This is a genomic window from Thermanaeromonas sp. DSM 22490 (assembly GCF_056378755.1).
Window position 1 is genome coordinate 23334 of sequence record NZ_JBJHHE010000007.1, and the last position, 24879, is coordinate 48212.

The following is a 24879-nucleotide window of genomic DNA, read 5'->3' on the forward strand; positions in this document are numbered from 1 at the left end:
AAGATTTCCTGGAGGTGAGGTGCATGAGCTTTCCGGTTATTAAAGGAGCGGCCTACGCTCTTTTCCATTCTCCGGATATTTTGCTGATCGGCGGATCTACCCAGAGGGTAGAACGCTTGAAAAATCCGGAATCGGAATATCTGCAAAAAGTTCCTTCTCATTTAAGGTCATATGAAGAAGTGGTGAAATACGCACCTAATCAAGTATTTATCGGAAACTTATGGCCGGAAGAACTGGATAACATAAATCGGCCCTGGTACGCCAACCTGTTACCGGAAGCGTCTGCCCAGGGTAAATTTGGCGATATAGTTTCTGAAGATATACTTTACGGCCTGCTAAAATTGGCCGATAGCTTCGACCTGGTCTGCCTGGAAAAAGATTTTCAAGAAGCAGTTAAACAAAAGCTTTGGCAAACCGGGCTCTTTGAAGAGAAAGACTTGAACCCGTGGAGGACGGGCAGCGAACTCGAAGAAATTCAAAAGCACATCCAAGAAGCTGAAGCGGAAGAGCTAAGGTTTAACGGCCAGCTTGTGGGTTGTGTTCGCCGGGCTCATGACGTGGACGATACTTTAAAGGCCCATGTTATACTGGAAAACCTTTGCGCCAAGGCTACGGCCATCTGGGCGGTGCGCCGCCTTCTTAAACTGGTGGGCTCCACCGGAGAAGAAGTAGAATACCTTATCGAGACCTCCGAAGAAGCTTGCGGCGATATGAACCAGCGCGGCGGGGGCAATTTTGCCAAAGCCATTGGGGAGAGGTGCGGCCTTATTAATGCTACCGGGGCTGATATTCGCTCCTTCTGTGCTGGACCGGCCCACGGCCTGGTGAGTGCCGCGGCTCTGGTACAGGCCGGCATTTATAAAAATGTGATTGTCGTCGGGGGAGGAGCCGTGGCCAAGCTGGGGATGAACGGCCGCGACCATGTCAAAAAGGGATTGCCCCTTCTGGAGGACGTCCTGGGCGCCTTTGCCGTTATGGTGGGTGAAAATGACGGTATAAATCCCGTTATCCGCACCGATGTAGTAGGACGGCATAAGATAGGCTCGGGGGCGACCCCTCAAGCGGTGATGGAGGCCTTAGTGACCGAGCCGTTAGCCAGGGCCAATCTTAAGATCACCGATGTAGATAAATACTCCGTCGAAATGCAGAATCCGGAGATTACTGAGCCGGCCGGAGCAGGCAATGTTCCCAAAGCTAATTACAAAATGATCGGTGCCCTGGCGGTGATGAAGGGCGAGATCCAGCGAGGAGAGCTGGAGGACTTTATAAAACGGCACGGTATGCCTGGTTATGCCCCTACCCAGGGGCACGTACCTTCCGGGGTACCGTTCCTGGGTTTTGCCCGGGAAGGGATTTTGAGCGGCAAGTTTAACAGGGTGATGATTATAGGCAAAGGCAGCCTTTTCCTAGGGAGGATGACCGGATTGTTTGATGGCGTCTCCTTTGTTTTAGAGAAAAATAGGGGAGAGACGCCCCGTAAGGAAGGTAAGGACATGGATGAGGTTCGCGGTGTGCTAGCCGAAGCCTTGCGCAAAGTTGCCCGGGAAATGATGGCTCAAGTGGGGTGAGAAGCATGTCCGGGTCTAGGGTTAGGAGGGCTGTAGGGGAATTGTTACTGGAACTGGCCGAGGTCCTGGAGGGAAAGGCTAGGGGGCCTAAAGTGCGGGTAGGCTTGACTCTGTCCAGGAATGAGGTAGGGCGGGAGGAGCTTATTCGGGGAGCTATTAATGCTGTCCAGGGTAGCGGCGACTTCCAGGTGGTTCTAATCGGGCCGGAAATAGAGGGAATGGAGGAGGCCCTGAAGTTGGGAATATCTCATGTCCAAACGGATGACTGCGAGAAGGACCTGCAGGAGACCATGCAAAGGTTGCTTCAGACTGGCCAGATTGAGGCGGCGGTTACCATGCACTTTAATTTCCCCTTGGGGACGGCCACGGTCGGCAGGGTAGTAACACCCGGAAGAGGCCGGGAGATGTTCCTGGCCACCACCACCGGGACTTCGGATACCGACAGGGTAAGGGCTATGGTAAAAAACGCCATAGCCGGTATAGCTTGCGCTAAAGCCTGTGGCATAGCTCGTCCCAGGCTCGGCATCTTAAATGTAGACGGTGCCCGGGCTGTCGAGCGGATTTTGAGTAAACTTCAGAGCAAGGGATACGATATCGAGTTTGCCCTTTCTGTGCGTGCCGATGGCGGGATGGTAATGCGGGGGAACGATCTTCTGGCCGGGGCCTGCGACGTGATGGTAACCGATAGCCTCACCGGTAACATTTTAATGAAGGTATTTTCTTCCTATACCACCGGTGGGGAATACGAAGCCTTAGGCTACGGTTACGGCCCGGGAATAGGAGAGACTTATGATCACATCGTTTGCATTTTATCCCGGGCTTCCGGGGCTCCCGTAGTGGCAGGTGCTATACGGTATGCGGCGGAGGTAGCTAAGGGCAGGGTCCTCACTATTTACCGGGAAGAGATGGAAAAGGCGAGGCGTGCCGGTTTGATTTCATTACTGGAAAGTGAGATAGGAAAAGAACAGCCAACGAGCGTGGTGCAGGAGCCCCCTCCAAAAGCTGTGAGCGAGGAGATCCCCGGGATAGATATTCTGGAGTTAGAGGCGGCGGTAAAGGCTTTATGGAAAGCCGGGATTTATGCTGCCAGCGGAATGGGCTGCACCGGACCCGTCATCTTGGTAGCTCCGGAAGACGCGGAAGCGGCCAAAAGATTGCTGCAGCAGGAAGGCTTTATTTGAGGGAGAGGGCCATGCGCCTTTCATAAAGCTGGGTGGCCACCACTGCGAAAAACAGGGGCCACCTTTTTTCTTTAAGAAAAAAATTTTTGCTGAGATACAGAACGAAGAAGGATTTTTTTAACTAATGTTGAATCAAATACATTGCTATCTACAAACAAAGAAAGAGGTGAAACATGGTATTGTCTAAGCTGCAGCGGGGCTTCCTGTGTATTATTGGTATAACTATGGTGCTTTTACTAACTTTTGATGGTTTAGGGAGATACCTGTTGGGTAGAAGCATAAGCTGGGCTGAGGAGTTAACAAGAATCTTATTTGTATGGGGTTGCTTTTTATCTATTTCTATAGCCTTTGTTAAGAAGGCGCATATCGGGCTGGATAGTATAGCGAAAATAAATGTCATAACTCAAAAGATATCCGAGATAGTGACGGCGTTATCTCTTCTGATAGTTGGGGTAGCTATAGTTTATTGGGGTTCCCTATTCGTTAAGCAGAGCGGGAGGTTTCCCTTACCTGCTACAGGTTTCCCGATAATAGTACTTTATATAGCTGGTGTCTTGGCCGGGGCTGCCTGGATAGGAATTGGTATTTACCAGATTCTAAGCGCTTTTAGGTTTAGGGAAGGGGAAAGATAATTGTGGAGTTATTGTATATGTATTTGGCCGTCTTCGGGATCGCATTTATCCTAGGAGTGCCAATTGTATTAGCGCTGGCCATATCGGCTCTGTTTCTGCTGGTAGCCCAAGGGGTATCTTTAACTGTATTTGCCCAGCAGTGGCTGATGGCCACTGATAACTTCCCGCTCACGGCTATATTCTTTTTCATGCTGGCTGGCGAGATAATGAACCTCGGTGGCCTCACTAAACGAATTGTGGCGGTAGCTTCCAAGCTAGTAGGGAACAGAACTGGTGGTCTGGCCATTATTGTTGCGGTGGCGAGCATGCTGTTTGCCTCCATTAACGGCTCGGCTATAGCCACAGCAGTGGCCATCGGCTCCATAATGTTACCGGCTATGACTAAAGAAAAGTATTCCTCCGCCTTCAGCGGTGCGGTGGTGGCCAGCGGTGGAGTTATCGGCCCTATAATTCCCCCCAGCATTCCTATGATAATATATGGTTCCATTACCGGGGTGCCCATTGCGAAATTATTTGTGGGTGGGGTCGGATTAGGCTTGTTAATGGGCCTTTCGCAAGTGGCAATAAGCTATTTCGTCTCGAAGAAACGTGGTTATCATGGCAGTAGTTCTCAGGAGCTACAAGATACATCAGGCGCTATTTGGGCATTATTACTTCCTGTATTCCTCTTCGTAACTATCTCCTTCGGTATCTTAACCCCCACGGAATCTTCCGCTATTGCAGTTGTATACTCTTTTCTTGTTTCCATGTTTATCTATAAAGAATTGGATTTAAAGAAAATACCCGCTGTTATTGAAAAGAGTTTTATAGGAACGGCTTTGGTGATGGCTGTAGTAGGGGCTGCTTCAGTGGCAGCCTGGATTTTGACGGCAGAGCAAGTACCCCAGACTGTAGCGGCGGCCATAACGAGCGTGGTAACTACCCAAACGCAGTTTATGATCGTAACCTTCATGGTACTCATAATCGTAGGCATGATTATGGACCTTACTCCCGCTATTTTAATACTGGCGCCAGTATTCATAGAGCCCATAAAGATCCTTGGGATAGACCCGGTTTATTTTGGCGTATTTTTCTGCGCCACCTTGGTAGTGGGTCTAATCACCCCGCCTGTGGGGACGCTGATATATACAGCCTGTAGCCTCACAAACCGGAGCTTCTCAGAAATAAGTAAGGAATTAGTGCCTTACGCATTAGTTAATTTGGCAGTCATACTGTTATCCATCTTCTTCCCTGGAATTATTTCCTGGTTGCCTAAGTTAATCTCTTAAAGCTAGGGGTGGAGAGGTAAGGGGATGAAAAGACAGGTTGTAGTGGGACTAGATGTGGGTACCAGCTCTTTAAAGGCTACGGCCCTTGATGTTAATACCGGAGAAGCAATTCGTCATCTTCGCTATGAGTATCCGGAAAGTAAAGTAGAGACTGGCGTAGTACCGGCCAGGGTATATGAAGAAACGCTAATTAAGATGTTGGACACTCTAACGGCAGAATTTACCTTGCTTAGTGTGGCACTTTCCAGCCAGATGTATTCGCTCTGCGAAGAAACTGCAGAAGGGGTTGTGGTGTATCAATGGAACAGCCTGTGGCCCAGGGATGTAAGAGCGGAGGAATGGCTTAAGGGGTACATGGAGAGATCGGGTTGTCCGGTGGATACCCTTTACCCGGCCTATAAGCTCGCTACTGTGAAAGATAAGGCGGAGCGGAAATTTGTGCCCTATGGTGTTAAAGAGCATTTAATAAAGTTTCTTTCGGGGGAACTGGTTACTGATTATACCACGGCTTCAGCTTCCGGGTTACTGGATATTTATGAGAAGAGGTGGAACGAAGGACTTATAAAAGCTCTCGGTTATTCCCCAGAGGCTATGCCCCAGGTTAGGAGCCATAACACCTCTATAGGAGAAGTGAAGATTACCCTTAGCTGCCGGGACGGGCAAGATATTGCCCTGGCCCCTGGGTTAGGAGATGGGATATCTGCCAGCTATACCTGCCGGGGTTTAACCCAGATCTGCGCCAATGTAGGTACTTCTTTAGCAGCCAGGGCTTTTGTGGGAAGCCCTGTACCGGGATGTGAAGAATTATGGACTTATGTTGTGGATGAAGAACGCTATGTCCTCGGTGGCATCTCTTCTAACGGCTGTTCCGTTTTGAATTGGGCACGCAAATGGGGGTTTAAACTGGAGGAGGCTGAGCTGGGCGAGAGTAAGAAAGGTGATCTGTTTTTCTTCCCCTGGCTCCATGGAGAGAGGACTCCCTTCTGGTCCTCCCATTTAAAAGGCGTATGTATAGGTTTCCAGATAGACACTGATTGGCAGACCTTTGCAGGCGCTATAGTGAAGGGGGTGGGGTTTACCTTAAGTAATCTTATTGAATTGGTCGGAGCTAATCTGCCTCGCCAGGACTTAGTAGCTATTGCTGGAGGTGGTGTGTACCTGGAAAAATTAATGGAGGTCATAGCTGGTAGTATTCCTATGAGAATTGCTATCTTACAGGATGTAGAATACCTTGCTTCCTATGGAGCTGCTTTGTCAGCGGCGGAAGCGATTGGGATTTCGGTTCCCGCGGAGGTTAAAGTGGACAGGTTAATTGAGCCCACCTTTCAATACCGGAAGGAATATGAAAAGTGGCTGCAGATAGGCCAAGAATTCGCTGGTCTTCTAGAGAAGAACGCCTGTAAAACTTATCGTTAGAAAGGAGAAGAAGGCATGAAAAAGCTAGCCGCTTTGGTTGTTAGCCTCTTTGTCCTCGCCTTACTTCTAGCTGGTTGCGGTACCCAAAGTGGTTCTGGCGGGAAGTCTCAATCTGGTGCAGGTACAGAGAAAGGAAGTACAGAGAAATTTGTAATCAAAATGGGATATGGTACCGCCCCGGGACATCCCATTGACCTGGCCAGCCAGAAATTCAAAGAGATAGTGGAGAAGAAGTCGAATGGCCGGATCGAGGTAAAGCTTTTTCCCTCCGCTCAGTTAGGCAGCGAGCGGCAATTAATAGAGGGTTTGATGGCGGGGACAGTAGAAATGACTCCTACTACTACTGGTCCCATGGGGCTTTTCGATCCTGCATTTTTCGTATTTGACTTACCCTATATATTTAAAGACCATAAATCTGCCGATAAGGTCCTGGACGGCCCTATAGGGCAGGAGATGCTCAAGAGACTTGAAAAGTTAGGTATAGTGGGTCTAGCCTGGTGGGAGAACGGCTTCCGGGAGCTTACTAATAACGTGAGGCCTGTGGTGAAACCGGAGGATCTCAAGGGAATCAAATTGAGGACCATGGAAAATGAGGTCCATATGAAATTCTTTAAGCAGCTGGGTGCCACACCTGTACCCTTGGGATTTGGAGAGATTTATATGGCACTTAAAACTAAGACTGTGGATGGTCAGGAAAACCCCCTTTCTATAATCGCGGCCAACAAATTCTATGAGGTTCAAAAGTATCTCACGCGTACCAGCCACGTTTACTCTCCTGTGGTGGTGCTGGTCAGCAAGAAGTTCTGGGATCAATTGCCTGATGATTTACGGCAGATAATAAGAGATACAGCTTATGAGTTAAGAGAATTCGAGAGAAACAGTGGTCGCGAGAACGAAAAGCAGTATATTGATACTATAAAGCAGAATGGTGTTGAAATAACAGAGCTTACTCCTGAGCAGAAAACGTTGTGGAGGGCCGAAGCGGAAAAAATATACCCCGATTTCGAGGGTAAAATTGGCAAGGAATTGCTAGATAAAGTAAGAAAGGCAGGGTGGGAGTAATAATGGCTAGGCCGAAAGGAGTTCTGGTACCTAATATAACCTTTTTTACCTCCGAAGGTAAGCTTGACCCTATTAAAATGGAATGGCATATGGGCTGGATGTTGGAAAACGGTGTGGACGGTCTTTTCGTAACCGGGTCCTATGGAGCCGGCCCCTTAATGAGCCTAGAAGAAAGGGTAGAAGTATATAAGCTGGCCAAGAAGGTAGTCTCTGGTTTTTCAGGCAAAGCACTAATAGCGCATGTGGGCACAGCGGACACCAGCTCCGCCGTTGCCTTGGCCAAAGAGGCAGAGAAGATAGGTGTAGATGCTGTGGCTGCTGTCCCCCCCTTCTACTACAGGTATAGCGATGAGGAGGTGGTTGAGTATTATAAGGCCATAGTGGAAAGCGTAAGCTTGCCAGTATATGCTTATAATAACCCGACTACAACCAGGGTCAAATTTAGCGTAAGTACGGTGGAGAAACTCCAGGAAATAGGGGTTGCGGGCTTAAAGGACAGCTCGCTAGATATCTCGTTTTTAAGCCACGTATATTACCGGATGAAAAACAGGGAAAAGGACTTCCAGGTTATCTTAGGAACAGAGGTAGGGTTCCTGCCGGTTTACTTTATGGGTGTAGACACTATGATAGGTGGTATGTGCAATTATGTGCCGGAACTGATATCCCACTTCTATGATCTGGTAGTAAAAGGGTCGGATAAAGCTGGGCGTGTATATGAAGCAGTGATGAATCTCAGGAAAGTAATGGCGGTGGCGGACAGCACTGTAGTATCCCATATGGCCCTTTATGCCCGTGGATTTGATGGGGGCTATCCACGGCAACCGATGGCGTTGCCTCCTAGGGGAGATAAAGTATACGAGTTTATGAAGGCCGAGATAGATAAAGCCCTGGAAGTTCTGAGTAGCTAAGTCATTTAATAAGGGCAAGTAGACGAGTCCTTGTTTGGGGATACACGCTGGACTTAACCGCTACCTAAGTGTTCAGGTGGTACCCTTAGGCAAGCAATGAAGATTTACGTGGTTGGCAACCAAACGGGAGAGGTTGGCTATGATGGGGAGGTATATTGGAGGATGTCATCTTCTGAGAAAGTAACGAGAGAAGAAACAACCAACCTGACACAGGGGGATTGTTTGGTCTTGCTGAGGGGCCTTATCAGCTCGTTGCATAAAGCTGAGCAAAAGGTGGCGGAATATATCCTTGAGCATCCGGAAGATGTAATTTATCTACCCATTACTGAACTTGCGGAGCGCAGCGGGGTCAGCGAGACTACAGTAGTAAGACTTTGCCGGAAATTAGGGTTAAGGGGTTATCAAGATCTCAGAAATAGCTTAGTACGGGATAGAATAGAGCCTCTTAAAAACATTCATGAAGCGATAAAAGATGAGGACGATGAAGCTACCATTGCCCGCAAGGTTCTTACAGGCCATATCAATAGCCTTGAGGATACTTTAAAGATCCTGGACGAAGTTTCCTTCAAGAAGGCAGTGGAGGCGCTGTCTGAGGCTCGCCGTATAGAGTTTTATGGGCTCGGAGGGTCTGGAGCTGTGGCCATCGATGCCCAGCACAAATTTCTGAAGACGGGGATTCCCTGTATAGCCTATATTGATGCTCATATGCAGGCCATGTCTGCTTCTATCTTGGGTCCCCAGGATGTGGTAGTTGGTATATCCCATACCGGGAGCACGAAGGATATTGTGGAATCTTTGGAGATTGCCAATAAGGCCGGGGCTACTACTATCTGTATTACCAGTTATCGGAATTCACCGGTTACCAAAGTAGCTAAAATAAAATTGTTTGTAGCCAGTAAAGAGATAGCCTTTCGGGCTGAGCCGTTGGCTTCTCGTATTGCCCAGCTGGCTTTAATTGATGCCCTTTACGTGGCCGTTGCTTATCGTAGAAAAGAGGAGGCGTTGGAAACACTGAACAGAATGCGGGAAGCGATAGTTAATAAGAGGTTTTAGGGGAGGATGTCATCTAGATTTTATGATTTTAAGGCAAGATATTCTGCCCTATGCTGGATATATACGAAATGCCAGAAGCCTTGTCACTTAATGAGGTGATGCTGTTGGTATCTAAAAGGGTTCTAATCACTGCTCGGTCTTTCTCTTCTACTAGCAATGAACCGCGAAAACTACTGGAGGATTCGGGGTTTGAATTGATATGGGGTGGTTCGGGAGAACCTCTTAGCGAAGAGGAAATGGTGGAGAGAATCCAGGGAATTGATGCGGTGATTGTAGGCTCGGATAAAATGACGGCTAATGTGATTGCCGCAGCAGACCGGCTCAAAGTTATTTCTAAACATGGAGTTGGGATCGATAATATCGATCTCAAGGCTGCTACGAAGAGGGGTATTGCAGTAACCATTGCGCCCGGCAGCAACAACGAAGCGGTAGCTGAACTTACTATAGGGTTACTTTTCGCAGCAGTCCGGAAAATACCTTTGGCGGACAGGATAGTTCGCAGCGGTCGCTGGGATCGGTTGGTAGGATACGACATATGGGGGAAAAATTTGGGCATTATCGGAATGGGAAGTATCGGAGTGGAGGTAGCTAAAAGAGCTAAAGGTTTGGGAATGGAGATATATTATACGGATCCGCAGAGAAACGAGATCGCTGAGAACATGTACCATTGCAAGAGAGTAGATCTTAAAGTGCTTCTGGGACTTTGTGACTTCGTTAGTATCCATTGCCCGTTGACACCTTCTACCAGGGGCTTAATTGGGAGGGAAGAACTCCGCCTTATGAAAAAGGAGGCCTTCCTTATAAACACTGCGCGGGGTGGTGTGGTAGATGAGGAAGCCCTGTACGAAGCCTTACAGGAGGGTATCATAGCAGGTGCTGCCCTGGATGTGTTCAATGTTGAGCCCCCTAGGGGTTCCCGGTTATTGGAGCTGGATAACGTGGTAGTTAGCCCCCATATGGGGTCCTACACTTGTGAATCAATAACCAAAATGAGTTTACTGGCCGCCCAAAATGTGCGCGATATTCTCTTAGGAGGAAATTCTGATTACCAGGTTAACCGAGTGTAACCAGCGGTTTACCTCCCGTGACCTGGGATAGGAGAGGAGGTGAGATAGGTAAGCAGGTTCTAAATAATATTAAAATAGCAAAATGTATATTGCATTTAGCGTGAAATAATGAGAAGAGGGAGGAAACAAGATGCTTAGAGCTTTAGGCAAAAGGCTTATTTTGTTGTTACTAATAGGTGGACTTAGTTTGCTCGTGTTCGGGTGTAATAAATCTAGTTCTACGAAGGCAGGAGGCCAGGAGGGCAATGAGGCTCAGAAATTGGTTGTTAAGATTGCAAATTGGCATGCACCCGATCACCCTATAAATATTGGTTTAAACAAATTTAAAGAGGAAGTAGAAAAACAGAGTCAAGGGAAAATAGTTGTACAAATTTTCCCCAATAACCAGTTAGGCCCGGAAGATACGTATATCGATAGCGTTAAAAAAGGCAATGTAGAAATGGGCATAGCGGGAACTCTGATGGGTAGGGATGTACCTTTAATTAATATTGCTGAGATGCCCTTCCTTTTTGACAACTGGGAGCACGCGCGGAAGGTATTTAGTGGTGAACTCGGACAAGAAATCACTAAGGGATTAGAAGAGAAAGCAGGAGTTAGGAATCTCGCGTGGTTATCTGATGGTTTTAGGGTAATTAGTTCTCGTTATGAGCTTGATAGCTATGAAAAGCTAAAGGGTATGAGACTTAGGGTACCTAACACTCCTGTATATGTAGAAATGGCTAAGGCATTTGGTGCCAATCCCGTTCCAATGCCGTTTAGCGAAGTATACACAGCCCTGGAACAGAAAGTTATAGATGGGCAAGAAAATCCCTATGCCACAATCCGCTCTTCAAAGTTTTATGAGGTTCAAAAATATATTTTAGAATCCAACCATATGTTCAGCCCACGGTTGTGGATTGTCAACGATAAGTGGTTTAAAGGTTTGCCGCCGGAGTACCAAACCTTAATAGAGAAAGCAGCCAAAATTGCTGCCGAATATCAGTGGCAAGTATCCATTGATTCGGAAAATAAGGATAAAGAATTGTTAAGGGGCTACGGTGTTAAGATAACAATTCCCGATCCCGAGTTTAAACAAAAGTTAACAGATTCACAGAAGGCGGTTCATGAATGGATGTATGGTAAATACCCTGGTAGTCAGGAACTTGCGAAAAAAATTAACGAGATTAAGTAAGCACCTCGGCGAGTAATGGAGTGGGTATTGGCTAGCCAGTATTATGATTTAGTTCAGGGGGGGGTTAGCCCCCCCGGTCAATTAAGACAACTAATACAACCGAGCTAGTTTTGTTTATTTTTTAAAGCAAAGGTGTACGTGGGAGGCATTTGTGGTTTTGCGAGGAGGGGTTGCTCTTGGGTTCCAAACAGAAAATCTTGCAAGGCGTCCTTAGATCTTCTGTTACTGTTTTCACCATGGGAATGGTTGTTTTAGTATTTCTTAATGCGTTTTTAAGGTATACAGTTAATTCTAGTATTCCTCAGGCGGAAGAACTGTCTAGATATTTCTTTGTGTGGCTATCGTTTCTCGGTGCCACCATTGCCTTTATGGAAAACCAACATATAGGAGTTGATCTGGTTACCAGTAGATTAAAGGGGACCCCTAAGGTTATTGTAAGCGTTCTGAGCGATTTAGTGACCTTAGTGGCGTTAGTGATTATATTTTATGGGGGAATTCAGTTTTTTAAAACCTCTGCCAACTCTAAGGGCCCAGCCACCGGAATTCCGTTTGGTGCCGTATCTATATCTATCATTATAAGTTCCTTGATTATGATTATAACATTGCTGCTTAAAATGGTGCGCGGCTTAAATAGTAAGAAATATTGGCAGAAAGGATGTCAGTAATGCAGGTTTTGATCTTCCTAGTTACCCTAGCGATTTTATTGCCTTTAGGTACCCCAATAGCGATTGTCCTGGTGGTCAGCGCCGTAACGCTTATGGTATCGATGGGCATTTGGGATGCCTCTATTGTCGGCCAGCATATGGTTATGGGGACCAACAATTATCCATTAATGGCCATACCTTTTTTTATGCTGGCCGGTGAACTAATGGCAGCTGGTGGGTTAGCTAGCAGAATTGTTAATCTGGCCAGTTTATTAGTAGGGCGAGTAAGAGGTGGTTTAGGATATGCCGCCATCCTGGCAAGCATGATATTTGCTGGGTTATCGGGGAGCGCTGTTGCGGATGTGGCGGCCTTAGGCAGCATTTTGGTACCTCTTATGGTACGGAGCGGGTACAAGGTGGAAAGGGCTGTTGGCCTCATATGTGCAGCCGCCATATTAGCTCCTATCATCCCGCCAAGCATACCGATGATTTTGCTTGGTACCTCAGGGGGTCTTTCTATTAGCAGGTTGTTTATGGCGGGGATAGTACCGGGAATTATATTAGGAATATTGTTGATGGCCGCTTGGTATTTGATTGTCAGGAGAGACGGTTATAATGATGTGCGAACTTATACGTGGAATGAAGCTAAAGACATACTAAAGGATTCTATACCTGCAGTTGTGATGCCTATTTTGATTGTAGGAGGCATCCGTTTTGGGGTATTTACGCCGACGGAAGCGGGTGCCTTTGCAGTTGTGTATGCTTTTCTAATATCGATGTTATGGTACAAGGAGTTAAAGGTAAGCCAGATTACAGATGTATTCGTCAACACCGCCAGAAGCACTGCTATCGTAATGTTTGTAGTGGCAGCTGCTTCAGTGGTAGGATGGCTGATTACTGTTGCTCAGATACCGGCTCAAATGGCAGCTTTGTTGGCGGGAATATCCTCTAATTCTCTTGTTTTGCTATTGGCTATAAATGTTTTGCTCTTCATTTTAGGCATGGTTATGGATTTGACTCCCAATCTGCTTATATTTGGGCCAATCTTAATACCGGTGATTAGTCGGGTGGGGATTGATCCCTATTTCTTCGGATTAATTATGACATTAAACCTTTGTTTGGGATTATTAACTCCGCCCGTGGGTACAATTTTGTATCTCGGTTGTACTCTAGGAAACATCAGCTTTGAACGTGTGGTTAAAGGAGTCTTACCTTTCTTGGCTGTTGAGTTATTCGCTTTGCTTCTGTACACAGTATTTCCCAATCTGGTTCTAGTTCCGTTAAAAATGATTTTAGGGGAATGATTTCTAGGGTTGCAATATATGAGCAAGGGGAGTAATTATCGATGCAAGTGTTATCGCCAAGTGTCTCCAGTATCCAGCTTCCCAAGATGGTGAAAGTTCGACAGAGGTTTGATACCTATGAAATAAAGGATATAACTGGTACTATATATAATGAAATAATGCAGCCAGGAATTAAAGAGAAGATAAAGCCTGGAAGTCGTGTGGCTATCGCAGTAGGCAGTCGGGGTATATCTAATCTCAGTCAGATAGTAAAGGCGGTTATCGAATGCTTAAAGGATTTAGGAACTCACCCGTTTATTGTACCCGCCATGGGTAGTCACGGTGGCGGAACTGCGGAGGGACAGATAGAAATTTTAAGTAGCTATGGAATAAACGAAGAGACAATGCAGGTACCCATAGTTTCCTCCATGGAAGTGGTAAAAATAGGAGAGACGAGAGAAAATATACCGGTATTTATAGATAAAACAGCCTATGAATCCGACATGATTGTCTTAATAAACAGGGTCAAACCCCACACGGATTTTACGGGGCCGATTGGAAGCGGGCTTTGTAAAATGATGGCGATAGGTTTGGGCAATCATGAGGGTTGTTCCAGGCTTCATCAAGAAGGCTTCGACAAGTTTCACCAAATTATACCTTCAGTAGCTAAAGAGATTCTAAGAAAAGCTCCGGTTGGATTTGGCGTGGCAATAGTTGAGAACGCATATCATCGGCCTTATCTAATTAAAGCTATTCGTGCTGAAGATATAATCGAGGAAGAACCTAAACTATTAAAGCTGGCGACTGACCTAATGGCTGGAATAATGGTACCTGAAGAAATAGATGTTTTGATAGTGGAAAAACTGGGTAAAGATATTAGCGGCGCAGGTATGGATCCAAATGTGATAGGCAAAACCGCCAGAGGAGTCCTACCTGGTTTTAAAGGCCCAAGAATTAAGAGAATTGTCGTACTTGACCTCTCGGAAGGTGCGGAGGGGAATGCTTGCGGTATTGGTATTGCCGATTTTATTACTAGAAAACTGTTCGATAAAATAAATTTGAATCATACTTACACCAATGTAATTGCCTCAGCGAATCCGGAGGCCGGTAAAATACCTATTATAATGGAAAATGAGCGCGAAGCCATTATAGCGGCACTTCAATGTTGCGGGAGGACAGCGTTGACTAACCCTCAGTTGGTTAAAATAAAAAATACGTTGGAACTAGAAGAGATATTTGTCTCAGAAAATTTGTTGCCCCGCATACAGAGTTGTCCTAACATAGAAATAACTACCGAGACTATAAGTTTTTAAGGTGAAGGAGGGCGTAATCCCCGGCATTATAAGCTTCTGCCGGGTCCTTTTCCTGGCTCGGGAACAGGAAGATGCGGCGTGCCGGATTATTACAGCAATAAGGCTTCTTTTAAGGGTGTCCACAATCTCTAAACTTTTCATTGGGACAGCGAACTGTGTCCGCCTTGGAGGAGCAAGGCAAATTACCCGAAATTAAGAGCTGGCAGGAACGCTTTTCCGCCAGGGGGCAGCTCGGCTCCAGCTGCAAGGTGCTGTGAAAGATTCCAAACTTCTCGGCTAGTAACTTTTGGCACTGGGAAAGAATCTGCGGGTAATTGGCGCACGAGGTGTTCACCAGGAGATGGGCGCTTAAGGCAGGGATGCGGCCTGATATGTTCCAGATATGCAGGTCGTGTACGTTTTCTACACCCTGCACGGTCTCAAGTGCGGTGAGCACCTCTTCTGTTTTTAAGTGAGCAGGTGTACCTTCCATGAGAATGTGTAAGGCTTCCCGGGTGAGGCCATAAGCACCGCGCATGATAAGAAGGCTTATTCCAATGCTGATCAGAGGGTCTACCAGGTACCAGCCATACCGTAGCACGAACCATCCGCCTATAAGCACACCGACTGATCCGAGGGCATCAGCCATCACGTGTAGCCAGGCACTGCGGATGTTCAAATTTTCTTCTCCGTGGCGGTGCAGGAGCAAGCCAGCAAGGAGATTGGCCGCCAGGCCTATTGCGGCCACGATGAACATTTCCCGCCCCCGGACACCCACAGGATGGAGCAGTCTTTGGCCGGCCTCCATTAAGATCCATAAAGTAATGCCCCATAGGGAAAGCGCGTTTATGAAGGCTACTATTACTTCCAGGCGGTGAAACCCATAGGTATGAAGAGGAGTGGGCTCTTTGCGGGCATAGAGTAACGCCAGCAGGGCCAGGCCCAGGGCCAGAGCATCGGTCAATACATGCCAGGCGTCGCTCAAGAGGGCTAAGCTGTTAGCGAATATTCCTCCCCATAATTCCCCTCCGAACACCAGAAGGGTCAGGGCCAGGGAGATAAGCAGGCGCCCCTGGGGTCCGGTCTGAGCGGAAGGTTTATGAGTACATTCTTTGCCCAACTTTAGAAATTCCTCCTTTTACAGGGTCAGCGGTGGCGCTGTTATACTTTCGATAAAAGGCTTCTTTTTCGGCCGGGGTGAGGCTGCGGTCTACCATAGCTGCTATAAGCAGTATGGCGGGCAGGTTGACCAGCCAGCGAGTCAGGGCAAACCTTATACCTAAAGCCGACATTTCAAATAGGAACATGGGTATTTTCAGGGTAGCCCATGAACATAAGAACACGATTATATTATAGTATTTTACACCCTTTTTGGCCATGACCTCAGCCACTGGAAAGGCGCCGTACAGGGGGCCGGCGGCAGCAGCGCCGAGAAGTATGCTTAAGCCAGGTCCTAGCCAGCCAGCCTTTTCACCCATGTAGCGCATTACTGTTTCCCTAGGCACCCAGGTATCCAGCAACCCTAGAAGAATAAATATAGGTGGTATTATTCCCAGCATCTCTTTAAAGTTAGCATAAGTATAGGCAAAGATAGTTTTTCCTGCCTCGCGGTTAAAATATAAAACGGCCAGGTCAAAGAGGAGGATGAGCAAGAAGAAGCGGTAAGTCCACAGCAATTTTTTCATGCTCCCACCACCAGACCGATGATCAAGGCTACGATGAAGGAATAAAAATAGCTCAAGGTGTTACGGAGAATGGTCTCCTTCTTACCAAAATATTTTATTTCCAGCGGTGCGGTCACAAATCCCACCATCATTAGAGTGGAGACAAAAACAGCCATCTGCATAATGCCGGCTCCGCGGTCCAGCAAGGATTTTACCAGAGGAAAGGCTATAAAACCGGGGATTAGGGTGATGGATCCTACCAGAGAACTTAGGAACATCCCCCAAAAGCCTGTCTGCGCCCCCACAAACCTGGCGACAAACTGGGGGGAAATAAAAGTTAGCATAATTCCTACCAGAGCAAGGATGGAGGCGAAGTCGGGCAGTATACCCAGAAACGCTTTTAAAGCTTTGCGTAGGGCTATCATTGTTTTTTGTTTGTCTTTGGCCAAGGAATAGAGCAGGGCGGCGAGAGCCAGGGCATAGGTAAAAATAGTAAACATAGGCTGTAAAATCCCTCCAAAAAGGAATGGTACGCCGGCCGTAATTGTTTATGCCGACCGGCGCTTTACAAAAACTTGTATCCTTTTAAACCTCACTGTTCCTGCATTTTTTTAATCCGCTCTTCCACAGCTTTTTGTTCGGCCTTGAGGTCCTCCAGGTATTTTTCCAAGCGAGCTATTTCCTCTTGTTTGGTGTAATAGCGTCTGTGGAAGCGAAAAGAGTGGCAACAGCAGTTAGAAGAATGACGGTTTTCTTGAGTAGTGCAGCACATCTCAAACTTCACCTCCTTTCGGGGGGAAATGCTGGTTATATCTATTTAAAAACTTTTCCAGGGTTTCTTTCTTTCGGCGTATGGTGGAAGCCCAGGAATGAAGCAGATCTTCCCCTTCAGGAGTCAACTGGTAGAGGCGCCGGGCCGGTCCCGGCCCTTGCGTATGCCACTGGGAAGTTACCAGGCCTTCTTCTTCCATCCGGCGCAAATTGCGGTAGACAGTAGTGGCATCCAGACAATGATCGAATCCGAATTCCGTGAGCTTTTCTATGAGCTCATATCCGTGGGCTGGTTTTTCATGCAAGAGTAAAAGCAGACAGGGCTGAATTAGAGGAAGGCGAGAACTCTGACTATGGCAATGGCATCCTTTCTGTTCCACGTGTAAATCCTTACACATATATACGCTAACCCCTTATATGCATAATGCATATATAGCTTTTTTATTTAATTTAGTGCTGTTTCCTCTTCTTGTCAAGGGTAAAATTAAAGCCGCGGGCTAAAATTTATGTGCCCGCGGCTTTTTATCCAGGAAAGGGATACAAGTTCACGCCGGGATTTTAATTGGTACGTATCTCTTGGCGCATGAAGAAGTAGTAGGCCAGGCCGAAAATGAGCATAGTGGCGGCTGTCAGGCCCACCAAGTGGGGCCAGATGAGGAGCAGGCTTTGCCCCAGGGGTAAAAACCCAGGTATAGCCCCAATTATTTGCTGGATCAGGACCGGCCCCAGGGTACGTACCCCGGGGTTAAGCAGGGTTATGGTGGCCTCATCATACAAAGTAGTGGGCGATAGGCGGCTGAGGTTCTGCTTCCATACTGCATTGCGGAGCAGGACACTGGCTGGAGCATCCTCGGGGGCCGGGAACAGGCTATCAGCTATAATGCCGGCCAGCATGGGTGCAAAAATAGCAAAGAAAAGCCAGACGGCTATACCGGCCAGGGCAGAAGTGGCGGCCTGCCGGAACACTAGCGAAAAGAGGAGAGATAAACTGAGCCAGAAGGCGACGTAAATGATGGTGACTAGAAGGTAAGCCAGAATGCGCCCTATTTCTTCTAGCTGGGGAGGAACACCGATAAATACCAGGCCTAGTCCGGCCACCAGCAACCCCAGGGCCATAATCATAGTAGCCAGAACCGCGATTCCAGCCAGGAATTTACCGTTAATAACGTCATCGCGGTAAATGGGTTGAGCCAGCAGTCGGCTTAAGGTACGCTTATGGTATTCTCCGTTTATGGCGTCGAAGCCCAGCGCTAAACCTAAAAGAGGCCCCAAAAATGACATGAAAGAAATGAAAGGTGGCAAAGATCCTCCGCTGGTAGTAAAAAGGCGCAGGAAAACAAAAGTGGAACTTTGTTCACCTACGGACTGGCGGATGCTCTGGGCAGCTACGTATAGCGCCGAAAGGCAAGCTATGGCCACCAGGGAGAAGAGGATACCCATCCGGGTACTGCTTAAGTTATCGGCCAACTCCTTGGCAAATATAACTTTTAATCCGCCGCTTGTGCGGAAGGCTTCGCACCACCAGGAGACAAAATCCTGCAATTTTTTGCGCCATTCGTTCATGCTCTTCCCTCTCCCTGAAAGTATTCCAGATAAATATCATCGAGATCATAACCCCGGGCCCGTAAATGGAGCAAGGCTATCTTTCTTTCTGCCAGGAGCCAGGTTAACTGAGGCCGTATGTCTTTGCCTTTGGCGCAACGCAAACGGATATACGGGCCCTGGCTTCTCACTTCCTCCACACCCTCCAGGGAACTGAGGAGAGCCAAAAGTTCGCTGGTTTGAGGTTCCACCTGCAATTCGATTTCTAAAGGTTTTCCGGCCATGACCTGGCGGCCCAAAGTCTCTAGCGGACCGACAGCCAGCAGCCGGCCGCCCACGAAGATGCCCACGCGGTCGCAAATTTGTTGAATTTGGTGCAGGAGGTGCGAAGAGATTAGGATAGTTTTACCCTTTTCGCGGGAGAGACGCACAATTAAATCCAGCAGCTCCCGCACGCCTTCAGGATCTATACCTAAGGTGGGCTCATCCAGGATGATAATGCGGGGATCTTTCACAATTATATCGGCAATGCCCAGCCGCTGCCTCATCCCACGGGAAAACTCTCTTACCTTGCGGTCAGCGTGATCCCTCAGGCCCACCTGCTCCAAGGCCGCTTTAATGCGCCTCTCACTTTCCTCCACCGGTATCCGGTTTAGCCGGGCAGTATAAAGCAAGTTTTCCCCGGCTGTCAAATCATCGTAGAAACCGACGTTGTCAGGCAGATAGCCTACTATACTTTTAACAGCTAGGGGGTTGCGCGTGGCATCTACGCCTGCTACCAGGGCCCGTCCGGCTGTGGGCTCTGTAAGGCCCAGCAACATTAAAATAGTAGTAGTCTTTCCAGCCCCGTTGGGGCCTAAGAGACCAAAGATCTCTCCTTCGTAGATTTCCAAGTTGAGATCCTGGACAGCCGTTACCGAATCATAACGTTTGGTCAGGTTTTCCGTAACTATAATGGCTGATTTTGTCATGTTTATCGCCGCCCGTATTTATGGAAAATCCAGGCCACACCACCTATTACGGCCAGAACTAATAATACCCCTACCACTCCCCACAGGGTAGAAGTCCGGACACTGACGCGAAAACTGGCGGTGGTGCTGGCTGCTGGTGAATTGGCCGTAATGTTGACCACGTAATCTCCAGCAATGGCCTCTTTGGCCGGCTTTATATAAGCGATAATTTGCCGGTTCTCTCCCGCGGGCAGAACATCTATGGTGTCAGGCTCAAACGTTACCGCCCAATTAGTAGGAGCGGCAGCAGAGAAGGTAATGTTTTGTAAATCGGAGCTCCCGGTATTTTTAATTATTAAAGTAAGCGGGCTTTCCGAGCCGGCAGTAGCTTCCGCGTTAAGCCGTTCGGTCGGAGTGGTAATCTCCATACTGTAGGTTCCCGTAATAACGACTTTAAGGACAACACCTGCTTTGCTGTTACTGGACACCGCCTCGATAGGGACATTGTAGGTACCGGCCTTAACCCCTTGGGGCGGCTTGACGGTGACATCTAGTCCCTGGCTCTGGCCGGGCTTTAAACTTAGGCTGGCGATTTGCTTGTTGTCATAAGCGGGACTGAAGGTAACCTGCCAGCCAGGCGGGGCCTGAGCATTTAAACTGTAAGAACGCTCTTGGGCGCCGTTATTGGTTAAATCCACACGGAACTGGAAGGTGGTAGTGCTGGTTCCGCTGAGGACCGGATACTGAGTAGTCATTTTGTCATTGCCACTGGGAGTTTCTTTAATCACCAGCTGCAGGGACAAAGTAGAACTGGCGCCAGCCCCTGCCGCCCTGATTACGAAATTATAGGTGCCCGGCTGCGCATCTTGGGGCACTTCCACCTGGAAATCCACTTTGGCGGGTTCATTATCGCCGACAAATACCTGATTAACTATCATACCTCCGCCCTTGAAGCTAGTCGACCAGCCTTTAGGGGCGGAAACAACTTGCAAGTCAACTTTCCTGGGAGCTGTACTGCGCAACTCTAAGGGGAAAGTGACTGTTTCTCCCGGGCGCACTTCGATCCCTGGGAAGGGGGCAGACAGGAGCAGGCCGTCGCTGGCCTGGGCTGGTACTACTGGGCTACTGAAGGCGAGACAGAAGAATAAAAATGTAAGGGCCGCGATTAATGCAGACTTTTTAGCCATCAAAGTTCACCTCTCAATCTTGGAACCTGAAGGATTTCGGAAGTGGGATCAAAACATTTCTTTCGACACCTCTTCGCAAAATCCTTCCTGGCCTGTATGAAGCACCTTCTTCTTAGAGAAAACTAAAATCTGGTGATAATAATGCGTGTCTTACATCTTTCCTGGGAATATCCTCCGCACAGTGTAGGCGGCCTAGCCCGCCATGTAGAAGATTTGGCCCATGCGCTGGTCAGCGAACAGCAGGAAGTACATGTTCTAACTATGGGGCAGCCAGGGGGTAATCAAATTCAGAGAGAAGAGCAGGGTGTCTTCGTACACAGGGTAGAAGCTTATCCCATCCATGCCCCTGATTTTCTAACCTGGGTCTTGCAACTTAATATACGTTTCCTGGAAGAGGCCATGGTGATCTGGCGCCATTATGGCCCCTTTAATATTGTTCACGCCCATGACTGGCTGGTGGCTTTTGTGGGTAGGGCTCTAAAACATGCTTACCGTTTACCTTTGGTGGCTACCATCCATGCTACTGAGGCCGGCCGCAATCGCGGCCTGCATAATGATTTGCAGCGATACATCCATAGTGTAGAGTGGTGGCTCACCTATGAGGCCTGGCGGGTAATTGTGTGCAGCCAGCATATGCGGGAGGAAGTCCAAGGCCTTTTCCAGGTGCCGCCGGATAAAATAGTAGTCATACCCAACGGCGTTGTACTATCTAAATTCCGCGAAGTTCACCTCGATGCGGCCTTGCGCCGGCGCTACGCTTTACCCCAAGAAAGGATTATTTTCTTTGTGGGGAGGTTGGTGGTAGAAAAGGGAGTGCAGGTTTTGCTGGAAGCCATGCCCAAGGTACTGGCTAGCTGCCCGGAAGCGAAACTGGTGGTAGCGGGCCAGGGGCCTATGGAAGGGGAACTGAAGAACCGGGCTTGGGAATTGGGAATTGCCCATAAGGTTTGCTTTACCGGGTATCTTGACGACCGCACCCGCAACCAGCTTTATCGCCTGGCGGAGGTAGCCGTCTTCCCCAGCCTTTATGAACCCTTTGGTATTGTGGCCCTGGAAGCCATGGCCGCTGGGGTACCGGTAGTGGTTAGCGAGACCGGGGGGTTGAAAGAGATTGTCACTCATGGCGTTAACGGGCTCCGCGCCTTTCCAGGCAATGCCAATTCTCTTGCCGACAACATTATCGCTCTCCTTAAGGACGCGGTGTTGGCCGCTAGGGTTAAAGAAGGTGGCACACGGCTGGTGGAAGATGTTTATGATTGGAAGAGGATAGCCCGGCGTACTGTTCAACTTTATACTGCTGTGTATGAGGAATACCGCCGCACTCCCTGGCCGGAACGGACTTCGGTGATGGAGAGATTCCGCCGTTATGCCCTGACCTTGCTTGAATCTAAAGGGAAAAAAGAGGTAACCGAAGAACCCCTTCCCTTTAGCGGGCGCTACGATTTGGTGGGTCACCGGGCAGCGCTGGTAAATCAAAACCGGGGAAGGGATGGCTTGTTATAACAATCGGTTATTGAGGAGGTAATGATTAATGAAAGCAATTATTATGGCGGGGGGTGAGGGTTCAAGGCTGCGGCCTTTGACCTGCCAGCGCCCCAAACCCTTGGTCCCGGTAGCCAACCGGCCTGTTATGGAATACTGTGTAGAGCTTTTGCGCGAGCAAGGCTTTAAAGAAATAGGAGTAACTCTACAATACTTACCCGCTCTCATCGAAGAATATTTTGGTGACGGATCTGATTTTGGAGTGCATATGCGTTATTTCGTGGAGAATTCTCCTTTAGGCACAGCCGGTAGTGTGAAAAATGCCGCTGATTTCTTAGACGAAACCTTTGTGGTGGTGAGCGGGGACGCCCTGACCGACTTTGATCTGCAAAAGGCCCTGGATTTTCATCGCGAGCGCGGCTCGTTGGCCACTTTGGTGCTGACCCAGGTGGAAAATCCTCTGGAGTACGGAGTGGTCATCACCGATCAGGACGGCAGAATACGGGCATTCCTAGAAAAGCCCAGCTGGGGGGAGGTTTTCAGCGACCGGGTTAATACAGGTATTTATATCCTGGAACCCCAGGTTCTAGAGATGATACCCCCAGATACTTTTTTTGATTTTAGTAAGGATCTGTTTCCCCTGTTATTAAACGAGGGCAAGCCCCTCTTCGGCATAACCTTGGACGGGTATTGGTGCGACATTGGCCATATTGGGCAATATAGCCAGGCCCACCAGGACATCCTTTCAGGAAAAGTCAAGATAAAGGTAATCGGGGAGGATAGGGGTAAGGGGGTAGTGGTAGGAGAAGGAGTAGAAATTGACCCCGCTGCTGAGATCCACGGCCCCGTCCTCATAGGTAGCTTTTGTCGCATTGAGGCAGGTGCTATCTTAGGGCCCTATACGGTACTGGGGCCTTATTGCCGGGTGGGGAGGGGCGCCCGAGTGGAGCGCGCTATCTTGTGGGACAATGTGACTTTAAGTTCGGAGACCAGGGTGGAAGGAGGTATCCTTTTAAGCCACGCTGTTTTGGAGAGCGGAGCGCGGGTCCTGGAAGGAGCCGTTGTAGGCGACGGCAGCCGTGTTCTGGCCCGGGCGGAAATCCGGCCGGGAGTAAAAGTTTGGCCCCAAAAATGTGTGGGCCAGGATGCTGTCTTGCGGGAATCTCTTATCTGGGGCCAGGGCACGGGTCGCCCCTTATTTATTGGTAGTGCTGTGCCCGGGCTTTTGAGGGGTGATTTCAACCCAGCTCACGTTTCCCGGCTGGGTGCGGCCTTTGGAGCTACCTTTAAACCCGGTGCCAGTATAGGAGTGAGCACTTTTAGCGGTGGCAGCGGGGAAATGCTCTTAAAAGCTTTGGCCGCCGGCCTGATGAGTACAGGGGTAAAGGTGGTGAATTTGGGACGACTGCTGATGCCTGTGTTACGCTTCGCCGTGCGGTCTTTGCAGCTTAATGGAGCCTGCCACATTAAACAAGATGCCAACCTACGGGATAAAGTCTGGCTGCACCTGGTCAACGGGAAGGGAGCGGACTTATCGCCGGGAGAAGTGCGGAAAGTAGAAAATCTATTTTGGCGGGAAGATGGACGGCAGGTAGAGGGGGATCAAGTGGTAGAAAGTACTTACCAGCCTGGGTTGCTCGAAGCTTATCAAGATTATCTGCTAAGTACCCTGGAGACCGATATTATACGCCGTCGCCGTTTGCGGCTAGCTTTAGGTTGCCAGGAAGGAAGTGCTGAAGTAGCAAGCAGTTTGCTCACCCGAGCTGGTTGCGACGTGATACGGCTGGATTTTGCCCCCGGGCGGACCTGGAGTGAAATCCAGCGAGACCTTCCTTTTTTTGCGCAGGAAATACGCCGTTACCAGGCGGATCTGGGAGCCGTAATAGATAAGAATGCCGAGAGGTTATTGCTGCTGGATGCTAACGGCTTTCTAGTGGATGAGACTCGCCGGATTGCCCTTTTAACCCAGATGTACCTGGAGGAGAATCGCCATAAAACCCTTGCCTTACCGGTAGTTGCGCCACGGGCAGCGGACATTGTGGCCGAAAATTTGGGTGGGCGCATCCGGCGCGTGAAAAACCACCCCGGGCTGCTCCAGGAGGCCGTGCTCCGGGAAGAAGGCGAGGGTCGCTATTCCCAGTTCGGCCTGCAGTTCGATGCTCTGGCGGCTTTAGCTTACGTAATTGATTGGCTGGCCAGGCGTGACTTGCCTTTGAGCGAGGCTATAGCCAGGCTACCTGCCGTTTACCGCAGCACCAGGGTGGTGCCCTGTCCCTGGCAGGCCAAAGGAAGGGTGATGCGAGCCTTGGTGGGAGAGGAAGATAGCCAAAGGATTCAGCTGCTGGACGGCATTCAGGTAAACTACCCGCAGGGCTGGGCTCTAGTTATACCCGATGAAGAAGAACCCCTTTACCGGATATACAGTGAGGCCTTTTCCCAGGAAACAGCCGAAGAATTGGCGGCGTTCTTTGAGGCGCGATTGCAGGAGATTATCCAGAAGGGGTGAAACCGGCGCATCCCCACTTTTGATTCTGGCCTGCTTAGCTTCAGCTCGCTCCAGAAACCCTCGCGGGCCAAACTATCACTCAGCCTCAAGCTCCAGCGGACTTCCCGGCAAATTCGACCTCCTGTCTCAGTTGCCGGCCTCAGGCCTCTCAAAAGCCTGGGGTCCGCTTCCGCTTTCGGCTTCGTTAAGTTTGGCTACCGCTCGGGTTTAGTCGCTCGCTTGAAGCCTAAGC

23 protein-coding genes are annotated in these 24879 nt (G+C 48.8%); 15 read left to right on the forward strand and 8 right to left on the reverse strand.

The window, feature by feature from the left end:
* The first annotated feature begins 23 nt into the window (after positions 1–23).
* From grdC to AC1BI1_RS06495, 13 genes are all read left to right on the forward strand, one after another.
* The gene (gene grdC / locus AC1BI1_RS06435; protein ID WP_476716463.1) at positions 24–1568 is read left to right on the forward strand and encodes a glycine/sarcosine/betaine reductase complex component C subunit beta; all 1545 of its coding nucleotides are present in this window, start codon (positions 24–26) and stop codon (positions 1566–1568) included.
* Between the two features lie 5 nt (positions 1569–1573).
* Complete coding sequence (gene grdD, locus AC1BI1_RS06440; RefSeq protein ID WP_476716464.1) at positions 1574–2749, forward strand: glycine/sarcosine/betaine reductase complex component C subunit alpha; 1176 nt, start codon at positions 1574–1576, stop codon at positions 2747–2749.
* A gap of 224 nt (positions 2750–2973) precedes the next feature.
* Complete coding sequence (locus AC1BI1_RS06445) at positions 2974–3381, forward strand: TRAP transporter small permease (RefSeq protein WP_476716544.1); 408 nt, start codon at positions 2974–2976, stop codon at positions 3379–3381.
* 2 nt (positions 3382–3383) lie between these two features.
* Positions 3384–4649 (forward strand): TRAP transporter large permease, encoded by a 1266-nt coding sequence (locus tag AC1BI1_RS06450; RefSeq protein ID WP_476716465.1) that lies wholly within the window; start codon positions 3384–3386, stop codon positions 4647–4649.
* A gap of 24 nt (positions 4650–4673) precedes the next feature.
* Positions 4674–6065 (forward strand): FGGY family carbohydrate kinase, encoded by a 1392-nt coding sequence (locus AC1BI1_RS06455; protein ID WP_476716466.1) that lies wholly within the window; start codon positions 4674–4676, stop codon positions 6063–6065.
* Between the two features lie 15 nt (positions 6066–6080).
* Complete coding sequence (locus tag AC1BI1_RS06460; RefSeq protein ID WP_476716467.1) at positions 6081–7127, forward strand: TRAP transporter substrate-binding protein; 1047 nt, start codon at positions 6081–6083, stop codon at positions 7125–7127.
* Between the two features lie 2 nt (positions 7128–7129).
* Entirely contained in the window at positions 7130–8035 is a 906-nt protein-coding gene (locus tag AC1BI1_RS06465) for a dihydrodipicolinate synthase family protein (RefSeq protein ID WP_476716468.1), read from the forward strand.
* Positions 8036–8197: 162 nt separating this feature from the next.
* A complete protein-coding gene (locus AC1BI1_RS06470) occupies positions 8198–9088 on the forward strand; it encodes a MurR/RpiR family transcriptional regulator (RefSeq protein ID WP_476716469.1) in 891 nt (296 codons plus the stop codon).
* A gap of 104 nt (positions 9089–9192) precedes the next feature.
* On the forward strand, positions 9193–10155 hold the full coding sequence (locus AC1BI1_RS06475; RefSeq protein WP_476716470.1) for a phosphoglycerate dehydrogenase: 963 nt from the start codon (positions 9193–9195) through the stop codon (positions 10153–10155).
* Between the two features lie 130 nt (positions 10156–10285).
* Entirely contained in the window at positions 10286–11326 is a 1041-nt protein-coding gene (locus AC1BI1_RS06480) for a TRAP transporter substrate-binding protein (protein WP_476716471.1), read from the forward strand.
* A gap of 176 nt (positions 11327–11502) precedes the next feature.
* Positions 11503–11991: a TRAP transporter small permease gene (locus AC1BI1_RS06485; protein WP_476716472.1), complete on the forward strand. Its 489-nt coding sequence runs from the start codon at positions 11503–11505 to the stop codon at positions 11989–11991.
* On the forward strand, positions 11991–13274 hold the full coding sequence (locus AC1BI1_RS06490; RefSeq protein ID WP_476716473.1) for a TRAP transporter large permease: 1284 nt from the start codon (positions 11991–11993) through the stop codon (positions 13272–13274). The genes AC1BI1_RS06485 and AC1BI1_RS06490 overlap by 1 nt, the downstream gene beginning before the upstream one ends.
* A gap of 41 nt (positions 13275–13315) precedes the next feature.
* Positions 13316–14566, forward strand: a complete 1251-nt coding sequence (locus AC1BI1_RS06495; protein ID WP_476716474.1) for a nickel pincer cofactor-dependent isomerase, group 22 — start codon at positions 13316–13318, stop codon at positions 14564–14566.
* 109 nt (positions 14567–14675) lie between these two features.
* Here AC1BI1_RS06495 and AC1BI1_RS06500 read toward each other — a convergent pair whose 3' ends face one another.
* The 8 genes from AC1BI1_RS06500 to AC1BI1_RS06535 form a co-directional block, all read right to left on the reverse strand.
* Positions 14676–15665: a cation diffusion facilitator family transporter gene (locus AC1BI1_RS06500; protein WP_476716475.1), complete on the reverse strand. Its 990-nt coding sequence runs from the start codon at positions 15663–15665 to the stop codon at positions 14676–14678.
* Positions 15643–16230 carry a permease gene (locus AC1BI1_RS06505; protein ID WP_476716476.1) on the reverse strand — a complete coding sequence of 196 codons (588 nt, stop codon included), beginning with the start codon at positions 16228–16230 and terminating at the stop codon, positions 15643–15645. The genes AC1BI1_RS06500 and AC1BI1_RS06505 overlap by 23 nt, the downstream gene beginning before the upstream one ends.
* The gene (locus AC1BI1_RS06510) at positions 16227–16709 is read right to left on the reverse strand and encodes a permease (protein ID WP_476716477.1); all 483 of its coding nucleotides are present in this window, start codon (positions 16707–16709) and stop codon (positions 16227–16229) included. Before AC1BI1_RS06510 ends, AC1BI1_RS06505 begins: the two co-directional genes overlap by 4 nt.
* Before the next feature lie 92 nt (positions 16710–16801).
* On the reverse strand, positions 16802–16981 hold the full coding sequence (locus AC1BI1_RS06515; protein ID WP_476716478.1) for a hypothetical protein: 180 nt from the start codon (positions 16979–16981) through the stop codon (positions 16802–16804).
* Between the two features lies 1 nt (position 16982).
* Positions 16983–17378: a helix-turn-helix transcriptional regulator gene (locus AC1BI1_RS06520; RefSeq protein ID WP_476716479.1), complete on the reverse strand. Its 396-nt coding sequence runs from the start codon at positions 17376–17378 to the stop codon at positions 16983–16985.
* A gap of 160 nt (positions 17379–17538) precedes the next feature.
* Positions 17539–18543, reverse strand: a complete 1005-nt coding sequence (locus tag AC1BI1_RS06525; RefSeq protein WP_476716480.1) for an ABC transporter permease — start codon at positions 18541–18543, stop codon at positions 17539–17541.
* A complete protein-coding gene (locus AC1BI1_RS06530) occupies positions 18540–19493 on the reverse strand; it encodes an ABC transporter ATP-binding protein (protein WP_476716481.1) in 954 nt (317 codons plus the stop codon). The genes AC1BI1_RS06525 and AC1BI1_RS06530 overlap by 4 nt, the downstream gene beginning before the upstream one ends.
* A 2-nt stretch (positions 19494–19495) precedes the next feature.
* Positions 19496–20659: a COG1470 family protein gene (locus tag AC1BI1_RS06535; RefSeq protein WP_476716482.1), complete on the reverse strand. Its 1164-nt coding sequence runs from the start codon at positions 20657–20659 to the stop codon at positions 19496–19498.
* A 141-nt stretch (positions 20660–20800) separates the two neighbouring features.
* Here AC1BI1_RS06535 and AC1BI1_RS06540 point away from each other — a divergent pair, with 141 nt between their 5' ends.
* Both AC1BI1_RS06540 and AC1BI1_RS06545 read left to right on the forward strand, forming a co-directional pair.
* Entirely contained in the window at positions 20801–22162 is a 1362-nt protein-coding gene (locus AC1BI1_RS06540; RefSeq protein WP_476716483.1) for a glycosyltransferase family 4 protein, read from the forward strand.
* A gap of 28 nt (positions 22163–22190) precedes the next feature.
* Positions 22191–24647 (forward strand): sugar phosphate nucleotidyltransferase, encoded by a 2457-nt coding sequence (locus AC1BI1_RS06545; protein WP_476716484.1) that lies wholly within the window; start codon positions 22191–22193, stop codon positions 24645–24647.
* Positions 24648–24879 lie beyond the last annotated feature (232 nt).

Coding starts and splice junctions, on each gene's coding strand:
- AC1BI1_RS06445 (WP_476716544.1), top strand. CDS start 2,974: ATGGTGCTTTTACTAACTTTTGATGGTTTAGGGAGATACCTGTTGGGT.
- AC1BI1_RS06490 (WP_476716473.1), top strand. CDS start 11,991: ATGCAGGTTTTGATCTTCCTAGTTACCCTAGCGATTTTATTGCCTTTA.
- grdD (WP_476716464.1), top strand. CDS start 1,574: ATGTCCGGGTCTAGGGTTAGGAGGGCTGTAGGGGAATTGTTACTGGAA.
- AC1BI1_RS06470 (WP_476716469.1), top strand. CDS start 8,198: ATGTCATCTTCTGAGAAAGTAACGAGAGAAGAAACAACCAACCTGACA.
- AC1BI1_RS06535 (WP_476716482.1), bottom strand. CDS start 20,659: ATGGCTAAAAAGTCTGCATTAATCGCGGCCCTTACATTTTTATTCTTC.
- AC1BI1_RS06495 (WP_476716474.1), top strand. CDS start 13,316: ATGCAAGTGTTATCGCCAAGTGTCTCCAGTATCCAGCTTCCCAAGATG.
- AC1BI1_RS06545 (WP_476716484.1), top strand. CDS start 22,191: ATGAAAGCAATTATTATGGCGGGGGGTGAGGGTTCAAGGCTGCGGCCT.
- AC1BI1_RS06480 (WP_476716471.1), top strand. CDS start 10,286: ATGCTTAGAGCTTTAGGCAAAAGGCTTATTTTGTTGTTACTAATAGGT.
- AC1BI1_RS06515 (WP_476716478.1), bottom strand. CDS start 16,981: ATGTGCTGCACTACTCAAGAAAACCGTCATTCTTCTAACTGCTGTTGC.
- AC1BI1_RS06520 (WP_476716479.1), bottom strand. CDS start 17,378: ATGTGTAAGGATTTACACGTGGAACAGAAAGGATGCCATTGCCATAGT.
- AC1BI1_RS06540 (WP_476716483.1), top strand. CDS start 20,801: ATGCGTGTCTTACATCTTTCCTGGGAATATCCTCCGCACAGTGTAGGC.
- AC1BI1_RS06505 (WP_476716476.1), bottom strand. CDS start 16,230: ATGAAAAAATTGCTGTGGACTTACCGCTTCTTCTTGCTCATCCTCCTC.
- AC1BI1_RS06530 (WP_476716481.1), bottom strand. CDS start 19,493: ATGACAAAATCAGCCATTATAGTTACGGAAAACCTGACCAAACGTTAT.
- AC1BI1_RS06525 (WP_476716480.1), bottom strand. CDS start 18,543: ATGAACGAATGGCGCAAAAAATTGCAGGATTTTGTCTCCTGGTGGTGC.
- AC1BI1_RS06510 (WP_476716477.1), bottom strand. CDS start 16,709: ATGTTTACTATTTTTACCTATGCCCTGGCTCTCGCCGCCCTGCTCTAT.
- AC1BI1_RS06460 (WP_476716467.1), top strand. CDS start 6,081: ATGAAAAAGCTAGCCGCTTTGGTTGTTAGCCTCTTTGTCCTCGCCTTA.
- AC1BI1_RS06465 (WP_476716468.1), top strand. CDS start 7,130: ATGGCTAGGCCGAAAGGAGTTCTGGTACCTAATATAACCTTTTTTACC.
- grdC (WP_476716463.1), top strand. CDS start 24: ATGAGCTTTCCGGTTATTAAAGGAGCGGCCTACGCTCTTTTCCATTCT.
- AC1BI1_RS06455 (WP_476716466.1), top strand. CDS start 4,674: ATGAAAAGACAGGTTGTAGTGGGACTAGATGTGGGTACCAGCTCTTTA.